This is a genomic window from Pedobacter lusitanus (genome assembly GCF_040026395.1).
Lineage (GTDB): Bacteria > Bacteroidota > Bacteroidia > Sphingobacteriales > Sphingobacteriaceae > Pedobacter > Pedobacter lusitanus.
The window spans coordinates 1,496,244-1,517,012 of the sequence record NZ_CP157278.1; the positions used below are offsets into that span (position 1 = coordinate 1,496,244).

Below are 20,769 nucleotides of genomic sequence, written 5' to 3' on the forward strand. Positions count from 1 at the left end.
TTCAAACAGATTCCGGCAAGAATTTAAATAAAAGTTTCACTAATATTTTGACCATACCGTATGTTTAAAGAGATCCATAATAAATACCTGCGTTACTTTTCAGTATTTATTTTCTGTATCATCATTTTCTTTTGCGCACTTCAATTAAACTTTTTGTGGCTTTTTGGCTACTCCCCTTCTTACAAGGATATTAAACTACCTACGCAAAGTGTGGGTTCAGAACTATACACTTCGGATGGCAAACTGATTGGCAGATACTATAAGGAAAACCGTACACCTGTAATCTTTAAACAGATTTCACCAAGTGTAATCAATGCACTGGTTGCTACAGAAGATGCCAGGTTCTATAAACATATGGGTATTGATTTCCGCTCATTATTATCAAGTGGAATTTCAACCGCTACAGGTGATAAAAGAGGTGCAAGTACCATCACACAGCAGCTGGCTAAAAACATGTACCGTACCAGGTATAACAAATCACAGGGCTTTATTAAACATATTCCTGTAATCAGAACCATAGTTTCTAAATTAAAGGAATGGATGACAGCAGTAAAGCTGGAAGCCAATTATTCTAAAAATGAGATTATCACCATGTATCTCAATACCGTTTCATTCGGTAACAATGCTTATGGAATCAAAACAGCCGCAAGAGTATATTTTGATAAACAAACTGATTCATTAAGTGTGCCCGAATCCGCTCTTTTAGTAGGGATGCTGAAAGGAACCACGACCTATAATCCTGTTCGCTATCCTGAAAGAGCACTGGAAAGAAGAAATGTTTCTTTATCACAGATGAACAAATACGGATATATTACCGCTACAGAACTTACCCAATATAAAAACACCCCGGTTAAACTTAAAGAAGGCAGAGAAGAAGAAGGTAGTGATGGTGATTCTTACCTGAGAGCTGCAGTGGCTAAATATCTGGAAAGCTGGTGTAATAAAAATGGCTATGACCTTTATGAAGACGGGCTGAAAATCTATACCACGATCGACTCTAAACTGCAAAAATACGCAGAAGAGGCTGTTGCTGAACAGATGAAAGTAGTGCAGAGAAGATTTTACAGTGTATGGGGAAATGAAGATCCATGGGAGGATTCTGAAAAAAAGAAAGTTGATTATCCTGGACGCGCAATGAAAAACCTTCCGGTTTATGCCATGCTGGAGAAAAAATTTGCTAAACAGCCGGATTCAGTAGCAGCTTATTTTAATAAAAAGAAAAAGATGAAAATTTTCACCTACAAAGGTGATCGTGATACCCTTTTTTCTACGATGGATTCTATCCGTTATTACGGTAAGATCATGAATACAGGTATGATGACTTTAGATCCGTTTAATGGTAAAATCAAAGTTTGGGTTGGCGGACTGGATCATAAATTCTTCAAGTATGACCACGTCAATCAGTCTAAGCGCCAGGCTGGCTCTACATTCAAGCCTTTTGCTTATCTGGCAGCACTTGAAAGTGGCATGAGCCCCTGCGATACCTTTATTGATAAACCTGTTAAAATCAAATATGAGGAAAAAGGTAAAACAGAATACTGGGAGCCAAGAAATGCCAACTGGCAAAACACTTACAGAGAGACTTCTTTGCGTGCAGCAATGGGCCGTTCAGTCAACACAATCACAGCACAGGTCACTGAAAAGGTAGGCTGGGAAAATGTAGTTAAATGGGCCCATGAATGTGGTATTGACAGTCATCTGGAATCAGTACCTTCTGTAAGTTTAGGCCCGAATGACGTTTCTGTATTTGAAATGGTCAGAGCTTACGGTACATTCCTGAACAAAGGGGTAAGAACCGATCCTATTTTAGTAGAGAAGATTGCTGATCAGGATGGTAATGTACTGGAAGATTTCGTAGCTAAAACCAAGAAAATACTTTCTGAGGAGATTGCCTGGTTAATGCTGTATATGTTCAAAGGTGGGATGGAAGAACCCGGAGGAACTTCAAGAGCCCTGTGGGAATGGGACCTGTGGAAAGAGAATAACCAGATTGGTGGTAAAACAGGAACATCTTCTGACTATGTGGATGCCTGGTATATGGGAATTACAAAAGACCTGGTGACTGGTGTCTGGGTTGGTTGTGATGAACGTTCAGCACACTTTAAAAATGGTGAAACCGGCGAAGGTTCACGTACGGCTTTACCTATTTTCGCCAAGTTTATGGAAAAGGTATACCATGATAAGAGTACGGGTTATACTTATGGACCATTCCCGAAAGCGACTGTTCCAATTACAACGAAATATAACTGCCCTACCCCGGTATACAGCGTAGATACGACTAAAACCGATAGCGTAGCAACGGATTCTCTTCATGTGGCTGCACCTGCAGATGGCAATGCTCCTGTTGAAAAACAGGACGAGCTAAAAAGCGAAACTCAGAAAACACCTGAGCCGGCTATCAAACAGCTTGTTCCTGTAGTGCCTTTAACCAGAAAAGAAGAAAGAGAACTGAGAAGGAAAAAACGTCAGGAAGAGAAAGAGAAGAAAAAAGAAGAAGAAAAGAAAAAGGAAGACGAGAAGAAAAAAAACGAGGGTAAAACAAATTAAAATATAACGTAAAAAGGTCAGCCGGAAATTCTTCTTGCTGACCTTTTTACGTATCTGAGCCTAACAGCTTATTTTTAAACGTTTCCATTTCTCTGTACAGCTCAGGAAAATCCGGAAGTATCTGTCTGATCAGACTAAAAATCCGTATAATTCTGATATTGATGATGATGGCCTGTTTACTATGAAGCATTCCTGATAACATAAACAGGCCCTGTTCTGTAAAGGCAACCGGAGTAGCTTTTACCCTGGGATTTCGCTTTACAGTACTATCCTGATGAATTAACGAAAGCTCATCTTCACCATTCAGTTTAAACATAAAGTCATCCGGGAAACGATCAGCATGCTTTTTAAGTATATTCCTGATCCTGCTGCTATCAAATTCATATAGCCTGGCCAGATCAGTATCAATCATGACCTTTTGCCCTCTGAGCACATAGATATGATTCATAATCATTTCATCGGTTACCCTATCCTCCTGCATTGTGTTATTCTCCATATTGATTAACAAATTTCTGTTTCAAAATACCTACAGATTTTTATCCCTATGGCCAGGGGTATGATGAGTTAAGACATAATGCCCAGTGGTATTCTCACCTGCGTGGATAAAGGTCTGCTCATCGTGATATGCTCAAAATCAAGACCTATAGTCAGATCAACCCAATCCGGATTACAGGAGCGGACCAACCGTTCCTTCTGCATTCTGGTAAATCGGCTGATCAGCTTAAAACGGCTAAGCGCCTGCGCTTCTGTTTTGAACTCTTCAAAATAAACCAATCGGGTAAGTTGCTGCCCGCTGTCAAAAAACAGACTTGGCATTTGCTTATAAAAATCAAGCGTCTTAATTAAATCAGCGCTCATTCCAACATGTAAACTGGTACGGTTTCTATCGGTCACGATGTAGACAAATTTTCTCATTGCTTGTAGTTTAAATTTTTACCACTAATTAAATTAGTATATATATTTGCAGCACGAATAAATATTACTAACTTTATTGGTACAATAATACTAACTATTTTAGTAAAAACAAATTATTTCTAATCTTTTATTTTATGTCGAATATTTCCATAAACCTCAAATACCTCAGAAAGAAAAAAGGCCATACACAACAGCAATTTGCTGATTTGATGGGAATTAAAAGATCACTGGTGGGAGCTTATGAAGAAGACCGCGCAGAACCGAAATATGATTTGCTAAAAAAAATAGCAGAACACTATGAATTAACCATGGATGAATTCATTAACGAGATCATCAATGATAACTGGAAACCTAAACTAAAAAGCCAGGGTTCGAATTTAAGAATACTTAGTATTTCAGTTGATCAGAGTGACAATGAGAATATCGAAATGGTTCCGGTAAAAGCCAGCGCGGGTTATCTGAATGGTTTCGCTGACCCGGAATACATTAAGGATCTGCCTAAATTCCAGCTGCCCCTCCCCGCTTTAAAACACGGAACTTTCAGAGCTTTTGAAATTGTAGGAGATTCTATGCTGCCTATTCAGCCGGGAAGTATAATTATCGGTGAATACATGGATAACTGGAATGACGTGAAAACAGGGGAAACCTATGTAATTGTCAGCAAAAACGAAGGTGTGGTTTATAAACGTGCAGGAAACCGTTTTAAAGAAAATAAGGAATTGAAACTGATCTCGGATAACAAGCTGTATGACCCTTACCAGGTTCCTGCCGAAGATATACTTGAAATCTGGAAAGCAAAGGCTTATATCAGCTCTTCACTGCCTGATGCCACGCCGGAACCCACTATGGAGACCCTGACTAATATGATGTCTCAGATGCAGAAATCACTTTCTCAGATGAACAAAAACTAAAGCGCTTTTAAACCCTTTCTGTTTTTTGTACTCTATGTTTAAAAACAACATACAAATGAAAAGAATCGTTTTAACATTAGCCATAGCTGCAATCGGATTCACTTCCGCTTATGCTCAAACTACACAGACTGCCGTTAAACAAAAAATGACCGCAGAACAAAAAGCAGAGAAGAGTACTGCTAAACTGGAAAAGGAACTGACACTGACTGCAGATCAGAAACAAAAGATCTATGCAGTAGAGCTGGATAAGTACAAACAAACAGAAGCATGGCATAAACAAAGCCACGCAGACAGGAAAGCACAAAAAGATCAGCATATAGCTTCTAAAAAAGAAACTGATGCTAAAATCGATCAGGTACTAACTGCTGATCAAAAGAAAAAACTTGCAGATTTACGTGCAGCAAGAAAAACTAAAGCACAAGACAGAAAAGATAATAACAAAGGACCTAAACCGTCTGATAAAATACAGGAATAATAAAGGAGGCCCCGGCCTCCGAAATCTTAATCAAAAAAAAAGGGAGCAAAATTGCTCCCTTTTTTTTTGATGTTATATATTTCTATTTAACTGTATCAATTACTGCTTTGAAAGCTTCTGGATGATTCATAGCTAAATCAGCTAAAACCTTACGGTTTAAACCAACATTTTTAGCTGCTAATTTACCAATGAACTGAGAGTAAGAAATTCCGTACTGACGAGCACCAGCGTTAATACGTTGAATCCACAAACCGCGGAATTCTCTTTTCTTAACTTTACGGTCACGGTATGCATATTGCAAACCTTTTTCAACCGTGTTTTTGGCAACAGTGAATACTTTACTTCTTGATCCCCAATAGCCTTTGGCCATATTAAGGACTTTTTTCCGTCTTCTTCTCGAAGCTACTGCGTTTACCGAACGTGGCATAGTTTTGTTGTTTTTTGATAAACGGTGTTGCGTATTTCAGCAAACTTACTACCGGGTACCTGGTTAAAAAAAATTATTATTTACCGATAGCAAGCATACGCTTAACGTTGCCCATATCAGCAGCTGACACCATTGAGGTGTGACCCAAATTACGCTTACGTTTAGTAGACATTTTTGTTAAAATGTGACTTTTGTATGCGTTTTTTCTAGCGATTTTACCTGTTCCAGTAAGCGAAAAACGCTTTTTAGCACTGGAATTGGTTTTCATTTTTGGCATAACCTGTTCTTATTTATGTAATTTATTTATTTTTTTGCAACTTTTGGAGCAAGCGTTAAAAACATACGTTTACCCTCTAATTTAGGTAAAAGCTCAACTTTTCCTATATCTTCCAAAGCCTGTGCGAACTTAAGCAATAAGATCTCTCCCTGCTCTTTGTAAACGATCGCTCTACCTTTGAAATGTACATAAGCTCTTACTTTCTCTCCATTTTCAAGGAAACTAACTGCATGTTTCAGTTTAAACTGAAAATCATGATCATTAGTATTAGGTCCGAAACGGATCTCCTTAATAATGGTTTGTTTTGCATTAGCCTTAATCTCTTTCTGCTTTTTCTTTTGTTCGTAAACAAACTTGCTGTAATCGATTATTCTACAAACCGGTGGAACTGCATTTGGTGATATTTCTACCAGGTCCAACTCCAGTTCATCGGCAAGGGCTAAAGCTTTTGCCAAAGGATAAATCCCCGGTTCAACATTATCGCCAGCTAATCTAACCTCCTGGGCTCTGATAAACTGATTAATATTATGTTCTGCTTCTTTTTTCTTAAAAGGAGGACGTGGTCCCCTGTTAAATCCTGGTCTGCCTAATGCCAAATTTATATACTATTTAAACTGTTATTTCTTTAATTAATAATTCACTGAACGCCTGGATGCTCATTTCACCTAAATCTCCTTCTCCGTGCTTTCTTACTGATACCTTGCCTTCTGCCATCTCTTTTTCACCGATAATCAGCATATAAGGGATTTTTTTCACCTCAGCGTCCCTGATTTTTCTTCCGATTTTCTCATCACGAAAGTCAATCAAACCGCGAATATCGGAATTATTTAGTTCATCTGAAACTTTTTTAGCATAATCTTCATACTTTTCTGAAATTGGAAGGATTATAAATTGTTCAGGAGAAAGCCATAATGGGAAATTTCCGGCACAATGTTCAATCAAAACTGCTATAAAACGTTCCAGAGAACCGAATGGAGCACGGTGTATCATAACCGGTCTGTGTTTCAGGTTATCACTGCCGGTATATTCCAGTTCAAATCTCTCAGGTAAATTATAATCTACCTGTATAGTTCCCAACTGCCATTTTCTACCCAGTGCATCTTTCACCATGAAATCCAGTTTCGGACCATAAAACGCAGCCTCGCCATACTCAGTTACTGTATTTAAACCTTTTTCTGCAGCTGCTTCTGTAATCGCATCTTCAGCAAGTTTCCAGTTTTCATCAGTACCGATATATTTGGTCTTGTTTTCCGGATCTCTTAAGGAAATCTGGGCAGTATAATTTTCAAATCCCAGGGATTTAAAGACATACAGTACCAGGTCAATCACTTTCATGAATTCCTCTTTCACCTGATCCGGACGACAGAATAAATGCGCATCATCCTGAGTAAAGCCCCTAACCCTTGTTAAACCATGTAACTCCCCGCTTTGCTCATAACGGTAAACTGTACCGAATTCAGCTAAACGTAATGGAAGATCTTTATAGGATCTTGGTTTAACTTTATAGATCTCACAGTGATGAGGGCAGTTCATTGGTTTTAACATGAACTCCTCCCCTTCCTGAGGTGTTTTTATACCCTGAAAAGAATCTGCACCATATTTATCCCAGTGACCCGAAGTCACATACAGATTTTTATGACCGATATGAGGTGTAATTACCTGTTCGTAGCCTGATTTAGCCTGTGCTTTAGTTAAAAAGTTAACTAAACGCTCACGCAAAGCAGTTCCTTTAGGCAACCACAACGGCAGTCCCATTCCTACTTTTTCAGAGAAAGCAAAAAGCTCAAGCTCTTTTCCGAGTTTTCTGTGGTCACGTCTTTTAGCCTCTTCAATCATCAACAGATATTCTGTCAGTTCACTGGCTTTAGGGAAAGTAACCCCATAAATACGGGTTAATTGTTTTTTGGTTTCATCACCTCTCCAGTAAGCACCGGCAACGTTCATCAGCTTTACAGCTTTGATAAATCCTGTATTCGGAAGATGTGGCCCACGGCATAAATCAGTAAAAGCACCTTGTTTGTAAAAAGTAATTTTACCATCTTCAAGTCCCTGGATAAGATCTAACTTATATTCATCATCCTTTTCAGTAAAATATTTAATTGCATCTGCTTTAGAGACATCCTCCCGCACAAAAACTTCTTTTTGTTTGGCCAGTTCCATGAATTTCGTTTCTATCGCTTTAAAGTGATCTGAAGAGAATTCCTGATCGCCAAAGTCAACATCATAATAGAAACCTGTTTCAATAGCAGGACCAATACCGAATTTAGTACCAGGATATAAAGCTTCCAGCGCTTCGGCCATGATATGCGCAGAAGAGTGCCAGAAGGTCGCTTTACCCGCTGTATCATTCCAGGTTAATAATTTAACTGCTGAATCTTTTTCAATTGGCCGGGAAGAATCCCAGACCTCGCCGTTAACTTCGGCTGCTAAAACGTTACGGGCAAGACCTTCAGATATTGATAATGCAATCTGGTGGGCACTTGTTCCTTTTTCATACGGACGTACTGAGCCATCCGGGAGTGTAATGTTAATCATCTACAACTATGATTTATATGTGAATTTAATGAATTTTGGTATCCAATCACTTACAAGGTGATTTCCGGATACAAAGGTAAGTTTTTATGCTGCATTCAGGGAAATAAATTAAAAAATGAGGCAAATGTCCCTTCCTATTTAATTCTTTTATGATTGCTCACGATAATCAGGAAACCAGCGTAGCACTTTCCTGATCCAGCGGAACCATTTCTTTCTCAAAAATATCCTGGATTATTTTTATTTCTGCAGCATATATCGTTTTTTTCCGCATGGCGAAGTGAAGTGTATTTTCCATAACCCGGGTCCCCTCCCAAACTACTTTCACGCTTCCGTTAAGCACTTCATTCCGGCATAAAAAGTCAGGTAATACTGCAAATCCCTCCATTCCCCTGATACATCTTACAATAGAGCTCATATTGGGAACGATATAATTAGGTTTAAAATCCAGTCTTTTATTAAAATTAAGATGCCAGAATTTCATCAGATGTTCCATATCACCAGAAGTACCATACCAGATCTGATGTTTCAGCCACTCCTGCATCCCTTTCAGGTTTCCGTCCTTACGCATCAGCTCAAAATCTGCCGTATTATTTTTTGATCCTGCCACAAGCACTATTCTCTCTTTTGAATAAGCTTTATAAGCAATATTTTTCATTGTGCTCTCCATATGAGGGGTAATAACCATATCCAGAATCCCGTTATCCAGATCATTCAGCATCTGCGGATAATCTCCGAATTTCACAATGACATTAAATGACAGACCTGATAAATAAGGCTCAAGCATCAGCTGAAAAGTCTCAAAACACATACCCAGACTCAATGTAGGCTTTTCTTTTTCCGTACTTCTGTGAAAATGTTTCTCTGCTTCTTCAAGTTTAAGCAAAGGTTCCAGTACAAAATTATACATGACCTTACCACGCTCAGTAGGAACCATTTTCCTGGATGTTCTGTCAAAAAGTTTATATCCTACATAAGATTCCAATGAACTTAAATGTAAACTCACACCTGGCTGAGAGACAAAAAGAGCTTCTGCTGCTCCTGTAAGCGTACCTGTTTCATAAATAGCCTTAAAAGTTCTGTACCACTCGAGATTAACCATAGTATTACAAATATAATACAAAAACAAGATATACATCATAATTATAAAGTAATATAATCAGTTCAGACTGAATGCTGAACAGACAAGGCCTTTTACGGGCAAGTCTGAGAACTGTTAGTCATCGGAGTTGGTATAGGGTTGGTATACCCCTGGGGTATACCAACCCTATACCAACTCCGATCTCTTACCTATCCGTAACTTAAATTCCTGTCATGTACAATAACAGCCGTATAGTTTACTCCTATCAGATAGCAAGGCACGCAAAGCCGGGCGGAGTAATATCTCCGCCTGTAATTGTCTGATTTTGAAATTATTTAGGGTTTAATCAGGGAATAAATAACTGAATCCAGGAACTTGCCTTCGTAAAAGCAGTTTTCTTTAAAATGTCCTTCCTTAACAAAGTTTCGTCTGAGCAATACTTTTTCAGAAGCATGATTATCCGGATCAATTACAGCTTCAAGCGAATGAAATTTCAATACGTTAAACGAATAATCAATCAATGCTCCTAGTGCTTCATTGATTATTCCCTTTCCCTGAGCATCAGGATGCAGGATATAACCGACTTCTGATCTGTAATTCTCGGGCTGCATTCTGATCAGACAGATCATCCCAAGCAGTTTAGGTTCATTTTTAAATGAAATCCCCCAGTTGATCAATGTGTTTTCTTTCCTGGATTTGTCCGTGGTACTAATATATTCCAGTGCATCTTCCGTATTTTTAACCAGCGGTCTTGGAATATATTTCATTATCTCTGCATCAGATCTCATCGCAAATACTTCTTCCACGTCAGCCGGCACAACTTCTCTTAAGACTAAACGTTCCGATTCCAGTACAGGAAAAGGATCAAAGTTAATTTTTAGCATATATAATAGTTTGGGTTCCTTTCCCCATAATTACTTTAGAAGCGAGCTGTACAAACAGACCATGCGCAAGAACACCTTCTATCCTGTTCAGACTTTCGGCTAATCCGGTTGCATCAGTGATGAGTCCAAAATCAGCATCGACAATAATATTATGATTATCGGTAATAAAACGGGCATTATCTTTCATCCTGACCTCCCCTTTACCATTTAACTCAGCCAGTTGCTGCAATACATAATTTAACGCAAGAGGTACTACTTCAACCGGAACTTTAAATTTACCCAGCTGTTTAACCAGCTTTCCGGAGTCTGCAATGATAATTTCATTTTTAGTTAGCGAGGCTACAATCTTTTCTCTGAATAATGCACCACCACCACCTTTAACCAGGTTCAACTGTTCATCAAATTCATCAGCCCCGTCAATAGTGATATCAATGCCTTTGACTTCTTCCAACGGTAATAATTCAATGCCCAGAGAAACAGCCAGTGCTGCCGTATTTTCTGAAGTAGGCACGCCTTTGATCTTCAACCCGTTTTTAACTAACAGGGCTATTTCCTGAATGGCAAAAAAGGCGGTAGATCCGGTACCCAATCCAACAATATCATTCTGCCGGATAAATTTAACGGCTTCTCTGGCTGCGATCTGTTTTTCAAGATCTCTGTTATCAATTGATTGCTTGTCCAAGATATAAAGATTTAAAATGTAACTGATGACGTTAAATTCAGGCTAAAATTAGCTAAAAAAACAGATGGCGGCAAATCAGATTAAACAGAGCAAATCTATAAAAAGACAAAAAATCCGACCCCGGTTCAGGATACAGCTTCTTTGTCTTTTTATAAAATACAGCTTATTGAAATAAACTGATCGCAATAGTTTTTAATACGGACTTGTAGTGGTAACCGGTATTTCGATTAATAATGGCTTACGATTGAAACGGTCTTCACCGATGTTCCGCAGCTCATCTGCAAGCTCTTTTAAAGTATTGACTTTTATAGCACGTACTCCATAACCCTTAGCTATCTCTGTACTTTCTAAATGCGGCAGATCAAGTCCCGGTATATTTTTCAGGTGCATTAATCCCTCCAGATTATTCAATGCACCATAGGTTCCGTTACGCATAATTATCCAGGTTACCGGAACATTATATTGAGCAGCAGTCCATAAACCGGTAATACCATAATGTGCTGCACCATCTCCGATAACAGCAACCACTGGTCTTTCCGGATGAGCCATCTGCACACCAACGGCCCCTGAAAGTCCAAAACCTAATCCACCGGCACCCGGAAAATAATAACCACCCGGCACTACTAAAGGAGCGTGCTGCCAGAAAGGAAATACATTGGATGTTGATTCATTAACGAATGCAGTTCCCGTTGGCACAGATTTGCGGATAACTTCAAAAACAGCAGCTGGACTAAAAGGAGCACTAAGCTCTTCTTTCAATGGAGCGACAGGCTGAGTATGCTGGGGTTCCGCTCTGGATATAACAGGTATTTTTGCTATCAGCTGCTGCAAAGTGATCCCCGGGTCAGCAACGATCGCATGACCAAAACTAGCTCTCGCTGCTTCGGCAGGATCATCTACAACTGCTGTAAAATTAGTACCGTCCGGAATAAACTGACCAGGAATATCTTCCATATACCTGAAGACGGAAGTACCTATAGAAAGAACAAAGTCATAGCCTGTCAGTTTTTCAGCAAGTGTACGCACACCAGACGGGAGTACGCCTCTAAAATACTTATGATCTGACGGGAAGGCCCACCTGGAAGGCATAGGCCCCATCATAACCGGTATACGATAAGCTTCAGCAAAAGTGATAGCCTCCGCAGTAGCATCCATTGCATCTACACTGTCTCCGACTATCAGCAAAGGATTTTTAGCTTCAGACAATTGCTTAATAACCAGTTCCAGCGATTCAGGATTAGGTGCAAAACGACCTGATACTTTACGGTTTCCGATCAGCTCTGCATTTCGGGAATCATCTACCTCTTTATCCCAGTCATCCTGAGGAACAGAAATAAAAGCAGGTCCCTGCGGCAATAGAGATGCAGTATGAATGGCACGGGCTATAGCGTCCGGTACATCCTGTGCTCTGGCCGGTTCATAACTGAACTTAATATAGGGTTGAGTAAGCTGACTGCTGTTTGTATTACTCAGAATAGGTTCGGCTTTAATAAGTGATCTGGACTGCTGGCCAGCTATAATAATCAGCGGACATTTTGCTGCATAAGCATTAACCAGTGAACCCATAGCATTACCTGTTCCTGCAGCTGTATGCAATACCACAACTGCAGGTTTGCGTGTTGCACGGGCATAACCATCTGCCATAGCCAGTACACTCCCCTCATGCAATCCGGAAATATATTCAAAATCTGAAGGCCAGTCTGAAAGAAATGCCATTTCTGTAGAACCCGGATTTCCAAAAACTGTGGTTAAACCATGTTTGCGTAACAAATTAAAAACTGCCTCTTTTACTGTAATCATAAAATATTTTTTTTAGATAAATAATGACTGGTCTATAACCACATCATATTAACGCATCATAGTTGCTTTTAAGTATTAATAAACATTAATTTATAAATACTAATCAAAACCAACAGAAAAGCCCGGCCATGACGGCCGGGCTTCCTGGTACAAACTCAATTAAAGCAAAAAAAATCGAGTGTATTATTCAGCGATTACAGCTATTTCATTAACCATTAATCTCCAATGCTCATTTTCAGGTATACCTGGTTTACGTTTACCAAAAAACTGAACAATGATCTCACCGGACTGATCAAATACTTCAATACTGGTTACAATACCATCAGCAGTAGGCTTTTTAACCAGCCATACTGAATCAATAGCATCTTCACGTAAATGCATATTAAAATCAGGGTCCAGTACATTAAACCACGGGCCGGTTTGCAGTAATTTCTTTACCAGGCCGGTATGAATCTGTATACAGCCGGCACTTCCGGTAAAGACCATGATTTCCAGATCGGTTTCAGCCGCTTTTTCTATGACTGCTTTCAGCGATTCTTTGGTGATAGTCACTGCATGCCCCTGTGGAGCAAGTCTTAAACCTTGTGTCCTGGTTACGCCGAACTTCCTTAACATGCCATGAAAGTCATGTGTATCCTGTAAAGTAAGCCAGGTTTCTTTAAAACCCGCAGCATCAATCTCTGCATCTGGTTTCTCTGTGACTACTTTTTTATCTTTATTAATAACCAGCGCTTCATTTTGACTGGCAGCGGTAAATTTACTGACCAGTGCCTCATAGGCCTCCACCTCACTGGTTTCTGTGAGGTAAATTTTATGAATAGCCGCACCGTCTTTACCAAAAAACTGCAAACTTTTCCTGCCATTTTCATCTACTGCAAAGGCAGACGCCCACTGCATCATAAACAATCTTAGATCTATATCAGGGTTTACTGCCAGTCCCATAGGACCAGAAAAGGTTACATTTTTATAAACACCCTTACGTTCATGCACACAATAATCATTACGGGTCAGTGCCATTACTTTACCTAAGGACTCCACCGTTTTCAGGATTTCCTGAAAATCGCTTTCCAGCCGGATAACGGTATCACCAACAGCGGTAGCCAGTAATTCGGCCTCTGTAGTATCTAATTGTTTAGCTGCATCTCTGATTCTTATTTTAGGGTTTTCTGTTTTAAAAACTTCCCATTGACTCTTTAAGTCTATAACTTTTTCCATTGTTATTAAATTTTATGTTTGTATAGTCGCCGGAATAACCAGCGGACAATTATATCCCTCACAGGCCATTAACTTAACGTTAATACTAAAGGTTTCATGTATATTTTCACAATTAATTACTTCCAGAGGTGTCCCCAGGGCAACTTTCTGACCATCTTTCAGCATGAGGATCTGATCTGCAAAACGAGAGGCAAAATTGATGTCATGCAAGATACAGATTACACAGTAGCCACTGTCTGCAAGCCTGCGCGCCAGCTCCATAACCTGCTGCTGATAAAGCAGATCCAGACCATTGGTCGGCTCATCCAGAAACAAACAGGCATCCGGACAATCATAAATCTGAGCCAGTATGCGGGATAACTGTACACGCTGCTGCTCTCCACCTGAAAGGGTATTATAATCTCTGCCCGAAAGATGTGTAATCCCGGTTTGTTCCATGACTTTTTTTACGACTTCTGCGTCATGTGGACCCGGCTGATGTTCAAAATGAGGATATCTGCCCATCATCACCAGCTCACTGACGATAAAAGAAATGGAAATGGTATTTTGCTGTGCAAGCACTGCTCGTTGCCTGGCCAGTTCAGGTAGTTTATACTGTTTCAGATCCTGCCCGCGCAAGAGAATATTACCATAAACAGGAGAAATTTCCCTGCACAACAATTTCATCAGTGTACTCTTCCCCGCCCCGTTAGCCCCCAGCACAGCTAATAATTCGCCAGATTTCACTTCAAAACTCAAGTCTTTGACCAGTTCCTTTTTCCCAATTTTATAAGTAATATTTTTTACCTGAATCATAACTACAATTTATTTTTATTTCGTTCTGTAACGATAATGTACATAAATACAGGCGTCCCGATTAATGCAGTCAGAATACCAATAGGCAATTCTGCAGGTGCAACAATCGTTCGGGCAGCTAAATCAGCAGCTGCCAGTAAAGCGGCTCCCAGGATAGCTGCACCCGGAATAACCAATCTGTTATCTGCCGTAAACAGCATTCTCAAAATATGAGGAATGACCAGCCCGATAAACCCGATTATTCCGGCAACTGCAACAGATGCACCCACTGCCATAGTTGCCAGGATAATAATGATCCTTTTCATCATGACCACATCTACCCCCATATGAAGCGCCTGTGCATCGCCCAGAGCTAATGTATTTAAAGACTTAGCCAGGAATGGAAGTATCGCAACAGGTATAATGATAAATGGCAGAATACCATTTACAGTTTGCCAGCTGGCACCCCCCAGACTACCCAGACTCCAGAAAGTAATTGCCGGCAGCTGTTCATTAGTAGCCATATAGGTTAACAGACCCACAAAACCTGCTGCTAAAGAATTAATTGCAATACCCGATAGCAGCAATGTGGTAATTTCAGTTTTACCATTTCTTGTAGACATACGGTAAACGATAAAGGTGATCAGACATGCTCCGGCAAAAGCAGCAAATGAAATTGCATAAAAACCTGCAACTCCATTCAGCCTGGATAATACACTGGTTTCCAGCACAATCACAATTACAGCAAATAATGTAGCACCGGCCGACACTCCAATCAAACCGGGTTCTGCCAGCGGATTCCTGAACAAACCTTGTATGGCTGCCCCTGAAATACCCAGTCCGGCACCGATTAAAACACTTAAAACTACTCTCGGCAATCTGATATTCATCAGTACTGCTGCCTGTTGTGGTTTAAAGTTCGCTACATCCAGTATTCCGGTTTTGCAGGCAATGACAGACCAAAGCTCTGCCACGGTAATAGATACCGCTCCTATGCATGAAGACAGTATAATAACAGCCAGCAATACCAACAGGAGCAATAACAATATTATTTTTGTTCTTTTATTCAATTTATTTTAGCGGCTAATTCCTGAATTGCAATTCCCAGACGCGGACCAAAACTGCCTAATAACTCCCCATCCATGCTGATAATCTTTTTATTTTTACCTGCATTTGTTTCTTTGATTCCCTGAATTTTAGCTACTCCCTCAGGACCACCCAGACTTTGTAAACCTGAATCAAAAAGCAGAATAATATCCGGATTGGCTTTGACTAAAGCTTCGGCAGTCAGTGGTTTATAATCAGCAAATTCTGTTACCGCATTCTGACCTCCGGCCAGCGAAATGGCTGTTTCTACCTGTGTACCTGTACCACCAACCATGATTGTTCCGGCACCTCTGGCATAAATAAATAACACCTTAGGTTTATGGGTTGCAGGCTTAACCTTTGCCAGTTCTGTATCTACTATGCTGATCAGAGAATCGCCTTTGGCTGATACATGCAGACTATCTGTCAAGGTACGGATCAGTTGTTTGGTTCCTTTGACAGAATATTCCTGATCGACTAATAAAAGTTTCACACCAGCGGTTTTAAATTGTGCAGTAAGTGCAGGATTAAAGTCTTTTTTAAGACCAATAATAAGATCAGGACGTAAAGCAAGGATACCTTCGGCATTGATATTCCTGTTATGCCCCACTTTTGGTTTTACTTTTAATGCTTCAGGATAATTACTGGTAATATCTGTACCTGCAATATTTTTTTCTAAACCGGCACCTGCCAGTACTTCACTGATGGCGCCGCTCAGGGATACGATTTTAGTACTATCTGCAAAACCTGCAGACGTTGTCTCTTGATTTGTATGACAGGCCCCCAGACTAAGTACGGCCAGTGATGCTGCTAATAGGGTAAATTTCATCTGTTTATGATTTATTGTTTTTCTACTATTTAAAATAACCAAAGGCCGCTTTCATATCCATGAAAGCCGGCCTTTGCAACCTAAACTAACCAAGTTTATGCCTTTTTAACCAGTTTATATTCGATAACCGGTTTACCGCGAACTCCTGCATCATTTGCATGGAAACTCACAAATTTCAATTTATAGATATTACCTGCGCCATCTTTAACGAGGTAGAAACGATCTGTTTTTACACCTACCGGCGTACCTGAAGTAATTCTCCAGTTACCTGCAATTACTTCTCTTTTACCTAAAAATACTTTTCCCGATAAATTAGCTTCAGCAAAGTCTGCAAAACTCACTTTACTATCTGCAACAATCACCTCGGCTGCAGTTACACCGCCAACAAAATTGATCAGTACAAAATCAGAGAATGTATAGGGTATAGTGGCATTGGCTTTATAAGTTGCCAGTGTCCATTCAATATCCCAGTTTGCTTTAGCTGGTTCAACATCAACCGCTCCTGTTTTAAAGGATACATATCTAAAATTGAAAGCAGCATCTTTATTGATGTTCAGTGTTTTGAAGGTATTATCCGTGATTTTAGCATATTGCAAAGTATAACCGGCACCGGCACGGATTACACGGATTTTTTGCCATCCTGTTGTTCCGCCACGGTTAACGATATAAACTTTATTCTCTGCATCTGTAGCAGAAATAGTTTTGATTACAGTACCAGCTAAATAAGCTGAAGCATCACCATCTACCGGGTCTATATATTTAAAACCTCCTTCACCCTGACCAAGACTTAAAGTTCCGGCAGTTGCCAGAGCAACCGTATCAGCCGCTGTAATCTTAGTTAAATCGGTCTCTGCCAGCTCAATTGCTGTCGCACCTACGGTATGATTCAGAATCACTTTAAAATCTGCACCTGAATAAAATCCAAGATCCCAGGAATTACGCGCAACAGCAGTCTGTTTATCAGCACTGAAATCTACAAAAACGCTGTTTCCTGCTGACGGGCCCGGTTCGGAACCGATCAGTCCGTTTAATGTCAGCGTACTGCCTGTAGAAGCAGGTGTTTCAATAATAGGGTCACTATCTTTTTTGCAAGCTGCAAATGCTGTTGCCAAACATAGTAAAGTAATCAGTTGAGTAAATTTGTTCATCTTGTGTATGTTATTTTAATTGATATTCATTATTTTTTTGACCAGTTATAGCTTAATCCCACGATATAAGAGCGGCCATAACTTGCCGGAACCGGCTGCCCGCCAACATTATGCGCACCTGTACCTCCCGAAGCACTATTGCTTAATGTGGTGATATTAAACAGGTTATTTACTCCTGCATTTAAGTTGAGAGATTTAAACAGTCTTTTGGTAATCATCAGATCTGCAAAAGTGGACGAACCAATTTTTGCCAGTCTCAGCTTTTGTACGTTATTATCTGAATAATTCTCATACCGTCTTCTGGTCCCATTGAATTTAGCGGATAAGTTAACCGTGGTTCCCCACTCAGGAAGACTATAAGTCAGATTGGTATTCACTTCAGGTGACCAGACAAATTCCGGCGACTCGCCAAAAGTTTCTGCCTGTTCACTCAACCGGTTATAGGTACCAATCATGGAAAAACCAAGAGTGGCCTGGAAATTCCGCCAGATCAGCGTGTTCTCCAGTGTTCCGCCGGTAGTTTTAAATCTTTCGAGATTGATTAATTCTGATAACGTTGGATCTGTTGCTGAGCTTAAAAAATCAATCTGGTTTTTGATATTGTTATAGAAACCACTCCATACAGTTTTCGCACTGAAACCTTCGCCTTCTGCCGTAGTTAAGGACAAAGAGGCTGTAAAGTTATTCGACTGCTCAGCTTTCAGATTTTCATTTCCTAAAATCTTATGGTTTGCATCTATGAAGTCAAAATAAAGTTCACGTAAAGCCGGAGCACGGAAGCCACTTGCATAGCCAAGACGCAGATCCATTTTATCAGTTAAAATGATTTTCGCATTCAGGGATGGAACAACCGGTGGTGCATCATAAACAGAGTTTTTAATAAACCTGAATCCCGGACGAAGGGTTAAGCCGCGAATTACATTCAGTTCTGAAGAGATAAAAAATGCATAATCAGTGATGGTTGGATTCCCTTTGATTCTTTGTCCGGAGGCTCCGTCAATATTAATTTCTATACCCGGCTGAAAAGAAATCTGATCAGATAGTTTATAAACCAGTGTAGAACGTAAAGCACCTGATTTGAATTTAGCAACATCCTGCTGCCCCTGTCCATCAGTTATTCTATCGGTTCCTGTAGCAAAATCGTGTTCTGTTGTTTGAGTTGAACGGGTCAGGTTATTGTAGGCCAGAGATCCGCTTAAGAAAAGTCTGTCGTTAAAACGATACTCACTTTGTACCTGATGAATATAACGGTTAGTGATATATTGCTGATTGATTGATTTATTGGCATTGACTATATATCCGCCTCTGTTATCAATATTTTCATCCAGGTAATCCAGTCTGTACCAAATATTAAAATTATCATCCCTATAGCCAATTTTCCCGTTGGCCATCCATTTTCTCTTGGGTTTCCATCGGTTTGCGTCCGCAACAATCTGTTCCGGTGTAGCGAGTATTGCCGGTACATGAAAACCTCTGAAATCATCACGGGTCAGGCCAGCCAGTACACTCCAGCCTTTATTCCCCCATCCACCGCCTATATGCTGCATATGTGATCCTGTTTTCCCAAAAGGGGAATATTCTTTGCCTACGGTTTCTTCCTGCACTCTTGCATTGATATTCAGGGATTCTTTACCTGGTCTTTTGGTAATGATATTGATTACCCCTATCAGCGCATCTGAACCATAGGAAACTGAAAGCGGCCCTTCAACTATCTCGATCCGCTCTACCGTATTGATGTCTATCTGATTTAAACTTTCCCGGGCATCACTTCTGTCAATTACCGGTACGCCATCCAAAAGAATCTTTACGCTCCTGCCCGACATCCCCATCATCTGTACATCACTGGTACCTACAGTAAGATCATTGGTAAATCTGAAACCCAGTTCGGTATTCAGGACCTGCTGAATATTAGCAGCTGCTTTGAGGCGTATCCGCTCTGCGTTGATTATACGTGTGCGGTAAACTGAATTTTTTAATGATTGCGGCTGATACTCCCCCGTAACGACAACTTCTTTTAAGTTGTTCGCAACTGTATCTTTTTTCTGTTTACTAACAGCACTTTTCTTCTGCGCATTAGCTGTTGCAGTGAATATAATTATTATAACCAGGAGTAAACCAATTCTCATTAAAAAAACTATTTAGAATTATTTTAAATAACACTGCAAGTATAAGGAGTTATTTAGAATAATTACAAATAAAAATGCAAATAGTTCCTAATGGACTGATAATAAATCCAGTACACAATAAAATAGTGAATATAACAGGAATTTTATTTATTGGTCTTCAACACACTCAAACCCACATATTTAAAGAAAGAATCTTTATAGGTATTCCCCAGCTGCAGAATGGTTTTGTTCTTAAGAATGATCATATTCCCCTCTATATGACTGATTTTTTTGTGATTTACCACAAAAGATTTATGAATGCGGAGAAAACTGGTTTCAGGCAACTGAGGAAGCACATTTTTCAAGGGAATATAAGCTACATAATTCTCATTCTCCAGATTAATAATTACATGATTATCATTCGATTCTATATAATAGATATCATCAAATTCTATCTTAATAAGCCTTCCCTTCACCCCATGCTTAATGTAAATATAAGTGATCTCTGAGAATGTATTTACCGTCGAAGGTTTCCCTAACATAGGGACAAAACTGATCACTTTATGGATAGCCTGCATGAATCTTTTATGGGATACTGGTTTAAGCAGATAATCGACCGCGTTATGACTAAAAGCATCAAAAGCATAATCCCGGTAACCGCTCACAAATACAACCTTAGTGGCAGTAGTGATCAGCTGACAGAAATCCATTCCATCAAGCATAGGCATGTTTACATCGAGAAATACTAAATCCGGTGCTAATTTGTTTACCTCTTCGAGCCCTTTTTCCGGATTACTGTTAAACCCCGCAAGCTCCAGATAAGGAACCTCACTGATGTATTCTCTTAAAGTACTGATTACATGATATTCGTCGTCAACAATATAGCACGTTATATTCATTGGTAAATTCTAGGTTAATCATAGGTAAAATACAGATAGATGAATGTACTATTATAAACTGCTAAATCAATATTTCATTTGCTTAATTTTTTAACCCTCCTAAAAATTCCGTTTACCTCCCAAATACTTACTTTAACCCAAATTATTTTTCTAAGCCGGACTATATCAATAATTTCAGGAAG

General features: G+C 39.7%; 20 protein-coding genes. 3 read left to right on the top strand and 17 right to left on the bottom strand.

The features are described 5' to 3' along the window. Positions 1-60 precede the first annotated feature (60 nt). Positions 61-2,547 carry a transglycosylase domain-containing protein gene (locus PL_RS06330; protein WP_041884227.1) on the top strand — a complete coding sequence of 829 codons (2,487 nt, stop codon included), beginning with the start codon at positions 61-63 and terminating at the stop codon, positions 2,545-2,547. Between the two features lie 46 nt (positions 2,548-2,593). Here PL_RS06330 and PL_RS06335 read toward each other — a convergent pair whose 3' ends face one another. Next, positions 2,594-3,043, bottom strand: a complete 450-nt coding sequence (locus PL_RS06335; RefSeq protein ID WP_082035997.1) for an ORF6N domain-containing protein — start codon at positions 3,041-3,043, stop codon at positions 2,594-2,596. A gap of 68 nt (positions 3,044-3,111) precedes the next feature. Further along, positions 3,112-3,462 carry a GIY-YIG nuclease family protein gene (locus tag PL_RS06340; RefSeq protein WP_041884225.1) on the bottom strand — a complete coding sequence of 117 codons (351 nt, stop codon included), beginning with the start codon at positions 3,460-3,462 and terminating at the stop codon, positions 3,112-3,114. 134 nt (positions 3,463-3,596) lie between these two features. On the opposite strand from PL_RS06340, the gene PL_RS06345 reads away from it, so the two are divergent. Together PL_RS06345 and PL_RS06350 are read left to right on the top strand one after the other, a co-directional pair. Next, positions 3,597-4,373 carry an XRE family transcriptional regulator gene (locus tag PL_RS06345; protein WP_041884223.1) on the top strand — a complete coding sequence of 259 codons (777 nt, stop codon included), beginning with the start codon at positions 3,597-3,599 and terminating at the stop codon, positions 4,371-4,373. A 55-nt stretch (positions 4,374-4,428) separates the two neighbouring features. Further along, positions 4,429-4,848 (top strand): hypothetical protein, encoded by a 420-nt coding sequence (locus PL_RS06350; protein WP_041884222.1) that lies wholly within the window; start codon positions 4,429-4,431, stop codon positions 4,846-4,848. Between the two features lie 82 nt (positions 4,849-4,930). Here the strand turns inward: PL_RS06350 and rplT are convergent, their stop codons facing one another. The 15 genes from rplT to PL_RS06425 all read right to left on the bottom strand — a co-directional run bounded on the left by rplT (position 4,931) and on the right by PL_RS06425 (position 20,587). Continuing rightward, positions 4,931-5,275: a 50S ribosomal protein L20 gene (gene rplT / locus PL_RS06355; protein WP_041887187.1), complete on the bottom strand. Its 345-nt coding sequence runs from the start codon at positions 5,273-5,275 to the stop codon at positions 4,931-4,933. A gap of 76 nt (positions 5,276-5,351) precedes the next feature. After that, positions 5,352-5,552 (bottom strand): 50S ribosomal protein L35, encoded by a 201-nt coding sequence (gene rpmI, locus PL_RS06360; protein ID WP_041887185.1) that lies wholly within the window; start codon positions 5,550-5,552, stop codon positions 5,352-5,354. Between the two features lie 26 nt (positions 5,553-5,578). Then, on the bottom strand, positions 5,579-6,148 hold the full coding sequence (gene infC, locus PL_RS06365) for a translation initiation factor IF-3 (RefSeq protein ID WP_051759761.1): 570 nt from the start codon (positions 6,146-6,148) through the stop codon (positions 5,579-5,581). A gap of 13 nt (positions 6,149-6,161) precedes the next feature. After that, positions 6,162-8,087 (bottom strand): threonine--tRNA ligase, encoded by a 1,926-nt coding sequence (gene thrS, locus PL_RS06370; RefSeq protein WP_348621251.1) that lies wholly within the window; start codon positions 8,085-8,087, stop codon positions 6,162-6,164. Positions 8,088-8,253: 166 nt separating this feature from the next. Continuing rightward, entirely contained in the window at positions 8,254-9,186 is a 933-nt protein-coding gene (locus tag PL_RS06375; RefSeq protein WP_041887183.1) for a LysR family transcriptional regulator, read from the bottom strand. A gap of 314 nt (positions 9,187-9,500) precedes the next feature. Beyond that, the gene (locus PL_RS06380) at positions 9,501-10,049 is read right to left on the bottom strand and encodes a GNAT family N-acetyltransferase (protein ID WP_041886755.1); all 549 of its coding nucleotides are present in this window, start codon (positions 10,047-10,049) and stop codon (positions 9,501-9,503) included. After that, complete coding sequence (rpiA, locus tag PL_RS06385) at positions 10,036-10,731, bottom strand: ribose-5-phosphate isomerase RpiA (RefSeq protein WP_235324713.1); 696 nt, start codon at positions 10,729-10,731, stop codon at positions 10,036-10,038. Before rpiA ends, PL_RS06380 begins: the two co-directional genes overlap by 14 nt. A gap of 192 nt (positions 10,732-10,923) precedes the next feature. Next, a complete protein-coding gene (gene mdlC, locus PL_RS06390; protein ID WP_041886752.1) occupies positions 10,924-12,531 on the bottom strand; it encodes a benzoylformate decarboxylase in 1,608 nt (535 codons plus the stop codon). Between the two features lie 183 nt (positions 12,532-12,714). Then, positions 12,715-13,746 (bottom strand): hemin-degrading factor, encoded by a 1,032-nt coding sequence (locus tag PL_RS06395; protein WP_041886751.1) that lies wholly within the window; start codon positions 13,744-13,746, stop codon positions 12,715-12,717. A 12-nt stretch (positions 13,747-13,758) separates the two neighbouring features. Then, positions 13,759-14,541, bottom strand: a complete 783-nt coding sequence (locus PL_RS06400; RefSeq protein WP_041886749.1) for a heme ABC transporter ATP-binding protein — start codon at positions 14,539-14,541, stop codon at positions 13,759-13,761. A gap of 2 nt (positions 14,542-14,543) precedes the next feature. Next, positions 14,544-15,590, bottom strand: coding sequence for a FecCD family ABC transporter permease (locus PL_RS06405; RefSeq protein ID WP_041886748.1), 1,047 nt, complete (start codon positions 15,588-15,590; stop codon positions 14,544-14,546). Further along, positions 15,587-16,435 carry a heme/hemin ABC transporter substrate-binding protein gene (locus tag PL_RS06410; protein WP_041886746.1) on the bottom strand — a complete coding sequence of 283 codons (849 nt, stop codon included), beginning with the start codon at positions 16,433-16,435 and terminating at the stop codon, positions 15,587-15,589. The genes PL_RS06405 and PL_RS06410 overlap by 4 nt, the downstream gene beginning before the upstream one ends. 95 nt (positions 16,436-16,530) lie before the next feature. Continuing rightward, positions 16,531-17,583, bottom strand: a complete 1,053-nt coding sequence (locus tag PL_RS06415) for an HmuY family protein (RefSeq protein WP_348621254.1) — start codon at positions 17,581-17,583, stop codon at positions 16,531-16,533. Positions 17,584-17,612: 29 nt separating this feature from the next. Continuing rightward, positions 17,613-19,709 (bottom strand): TonB-dependent receptor plug domain-containing protein, encoded by a 2,097-nt coding sequence (locus tag PL_RS06420; protein WP_041881863.1) that lies wholly within the window; start codon positions 19,707-19,709, stop codon positions 17,613-17,615. A gap of 143 nt (positions 19,710-19,852) precedes the next feature. After that, entirely contained in the window at positions 19,853-20,587 is a 735-nt protein-coding gene (locus tag PL_RS06425; protein WP_041881861.1) for a LytR/AlgR family response regulator transcription factor, read from the bottom strand. Between the last annotated feature and the right edge of the window lie 182 nt (positions 20,588-20,769).

What these genes read in the sequence shown, in the direction of transcription:
- rplT (WP_041887187.1), bottom strand. Translation starts at nt 5,275, where the DNA reads ATGCCACGTTCGGTAAACGCAGTAGCTTCGAGAAGAAGACGGAAAAAA.
- PL_RS06340 (WP_041884225.1), bottom strand. Translation starts at nt 3,462, where the DNA reads ATGAGAAAATTTGTCTACATCGTGACCGATAGAAACCGTACCAGTTTA.
- PL_RS06400 (WP_041886749.1), bottom strand. Translation starts at nt 14,541, where the DNA reads ATGATTCAGGTAAAAAATATTACTTATAAAATTGGGAAAAAGGAACTG.
- PL_RS06410 (WP_041886746.1), bottom strand. Translation starts at nt 16,435, where the DNA reads ATGAAATTTACCCTATTAGCAGCATCACTGGCCGTACTTAGTCTGGGG.
- PL_RS06395 (WP_041886751.1), bottom strand. Translation starts at nt 13,746, where the DNA reads ATGGAAAAAGTTATAGACTTAAAGAGTCAATGGGAAGTTTTTAAAACA.
- PL_RS06350 (WP_041884222.1), top strand. Translation starts at nt 4,429, where the DNA reads ATGAAAAGAATCGTTTTAACATTAGCCATAGCTGCAATCGGATTCACT.
- mdlC (WP_041886752.1), bottom strand. Translation starts at nt 12,531, where the DNA reads ATGATTACAGTAAAAGAGGCAGTTTTTAATTTGTTACGCAAACATGGT.
- PL_RS06330 (WP_041884227.1), top strand. Translation starts at nt 61, where the DNA reads ATGTTTAAAGAGATCCATAATAAATACCTGCGTTACTTTTCAGTATTT.
- PL_RS06335 (WP_082035997.1), bottom strand. Translation starts at nt 3,043, where the DNA reads ATGGAGAATAACACAATGCAGGAGGATAGGGTAACCGATGAAATGATT.
- PL_RS06380 (WP_041886755.1), bottom strand. Translation starts at nt 10,049, where the DNA reads ATGCTAAAAATTAACTTTGATCCTTTTCCTGTACTGGAATCGGAACGT.
- PL_RS06420 (WP_041881863.1), bottom strand. Translation starts at nt 19,709, where the DNA reads ATGAGAATTGGTTTACTCCTGGTTATAATAATTATATTCACTGCAACA.
- rpmI (WP_041887185.1), bottom strand. Translation starts at nt 5,552, where the DNA reads ATGCCAAAAATGAAAACCAATTCCAGTGCTAAAAAGCGTTTTTCGCTT.
- PL_RS06345 (WP_041884223.1), top strand. Translation starts at nt 3,597, where the DNA reads ATGTCGAATATTTCCATAAACCTCAAATACCTCAGAAAGAAAAAAGGC.
- PL_RS06425 (WP_041881861.1), bottom strand. Translation starts at nt 20,587, where the DNA reads ATGAATATAACGTGCTATATTGTTGACGACGAATATCATGTAATCAGT.
- PL_RS06375 (WP_041887183.1), bottom strand. Translation starts at nt 9,186, where the DNA reads ATGGTTAATCTCGAGTGGTACAGAACTTTTAAGGCTATTTATGAAACA.
- PL_RS06415 (WP_348621254.1), bottom strand. Translation starts at nt 17,583, where the DNA reads ATGAACAAATTTACTCAACTGATTACTTTACTATGTTTGGCAACAGCA.
- thrS (WP_348621251.1), bottom strand. Translation starts at nt 8,087, where the DNA reads ATGATTAACATTACACTCCCGGATGGCTCAGTACGTCCGTATGAAAAA.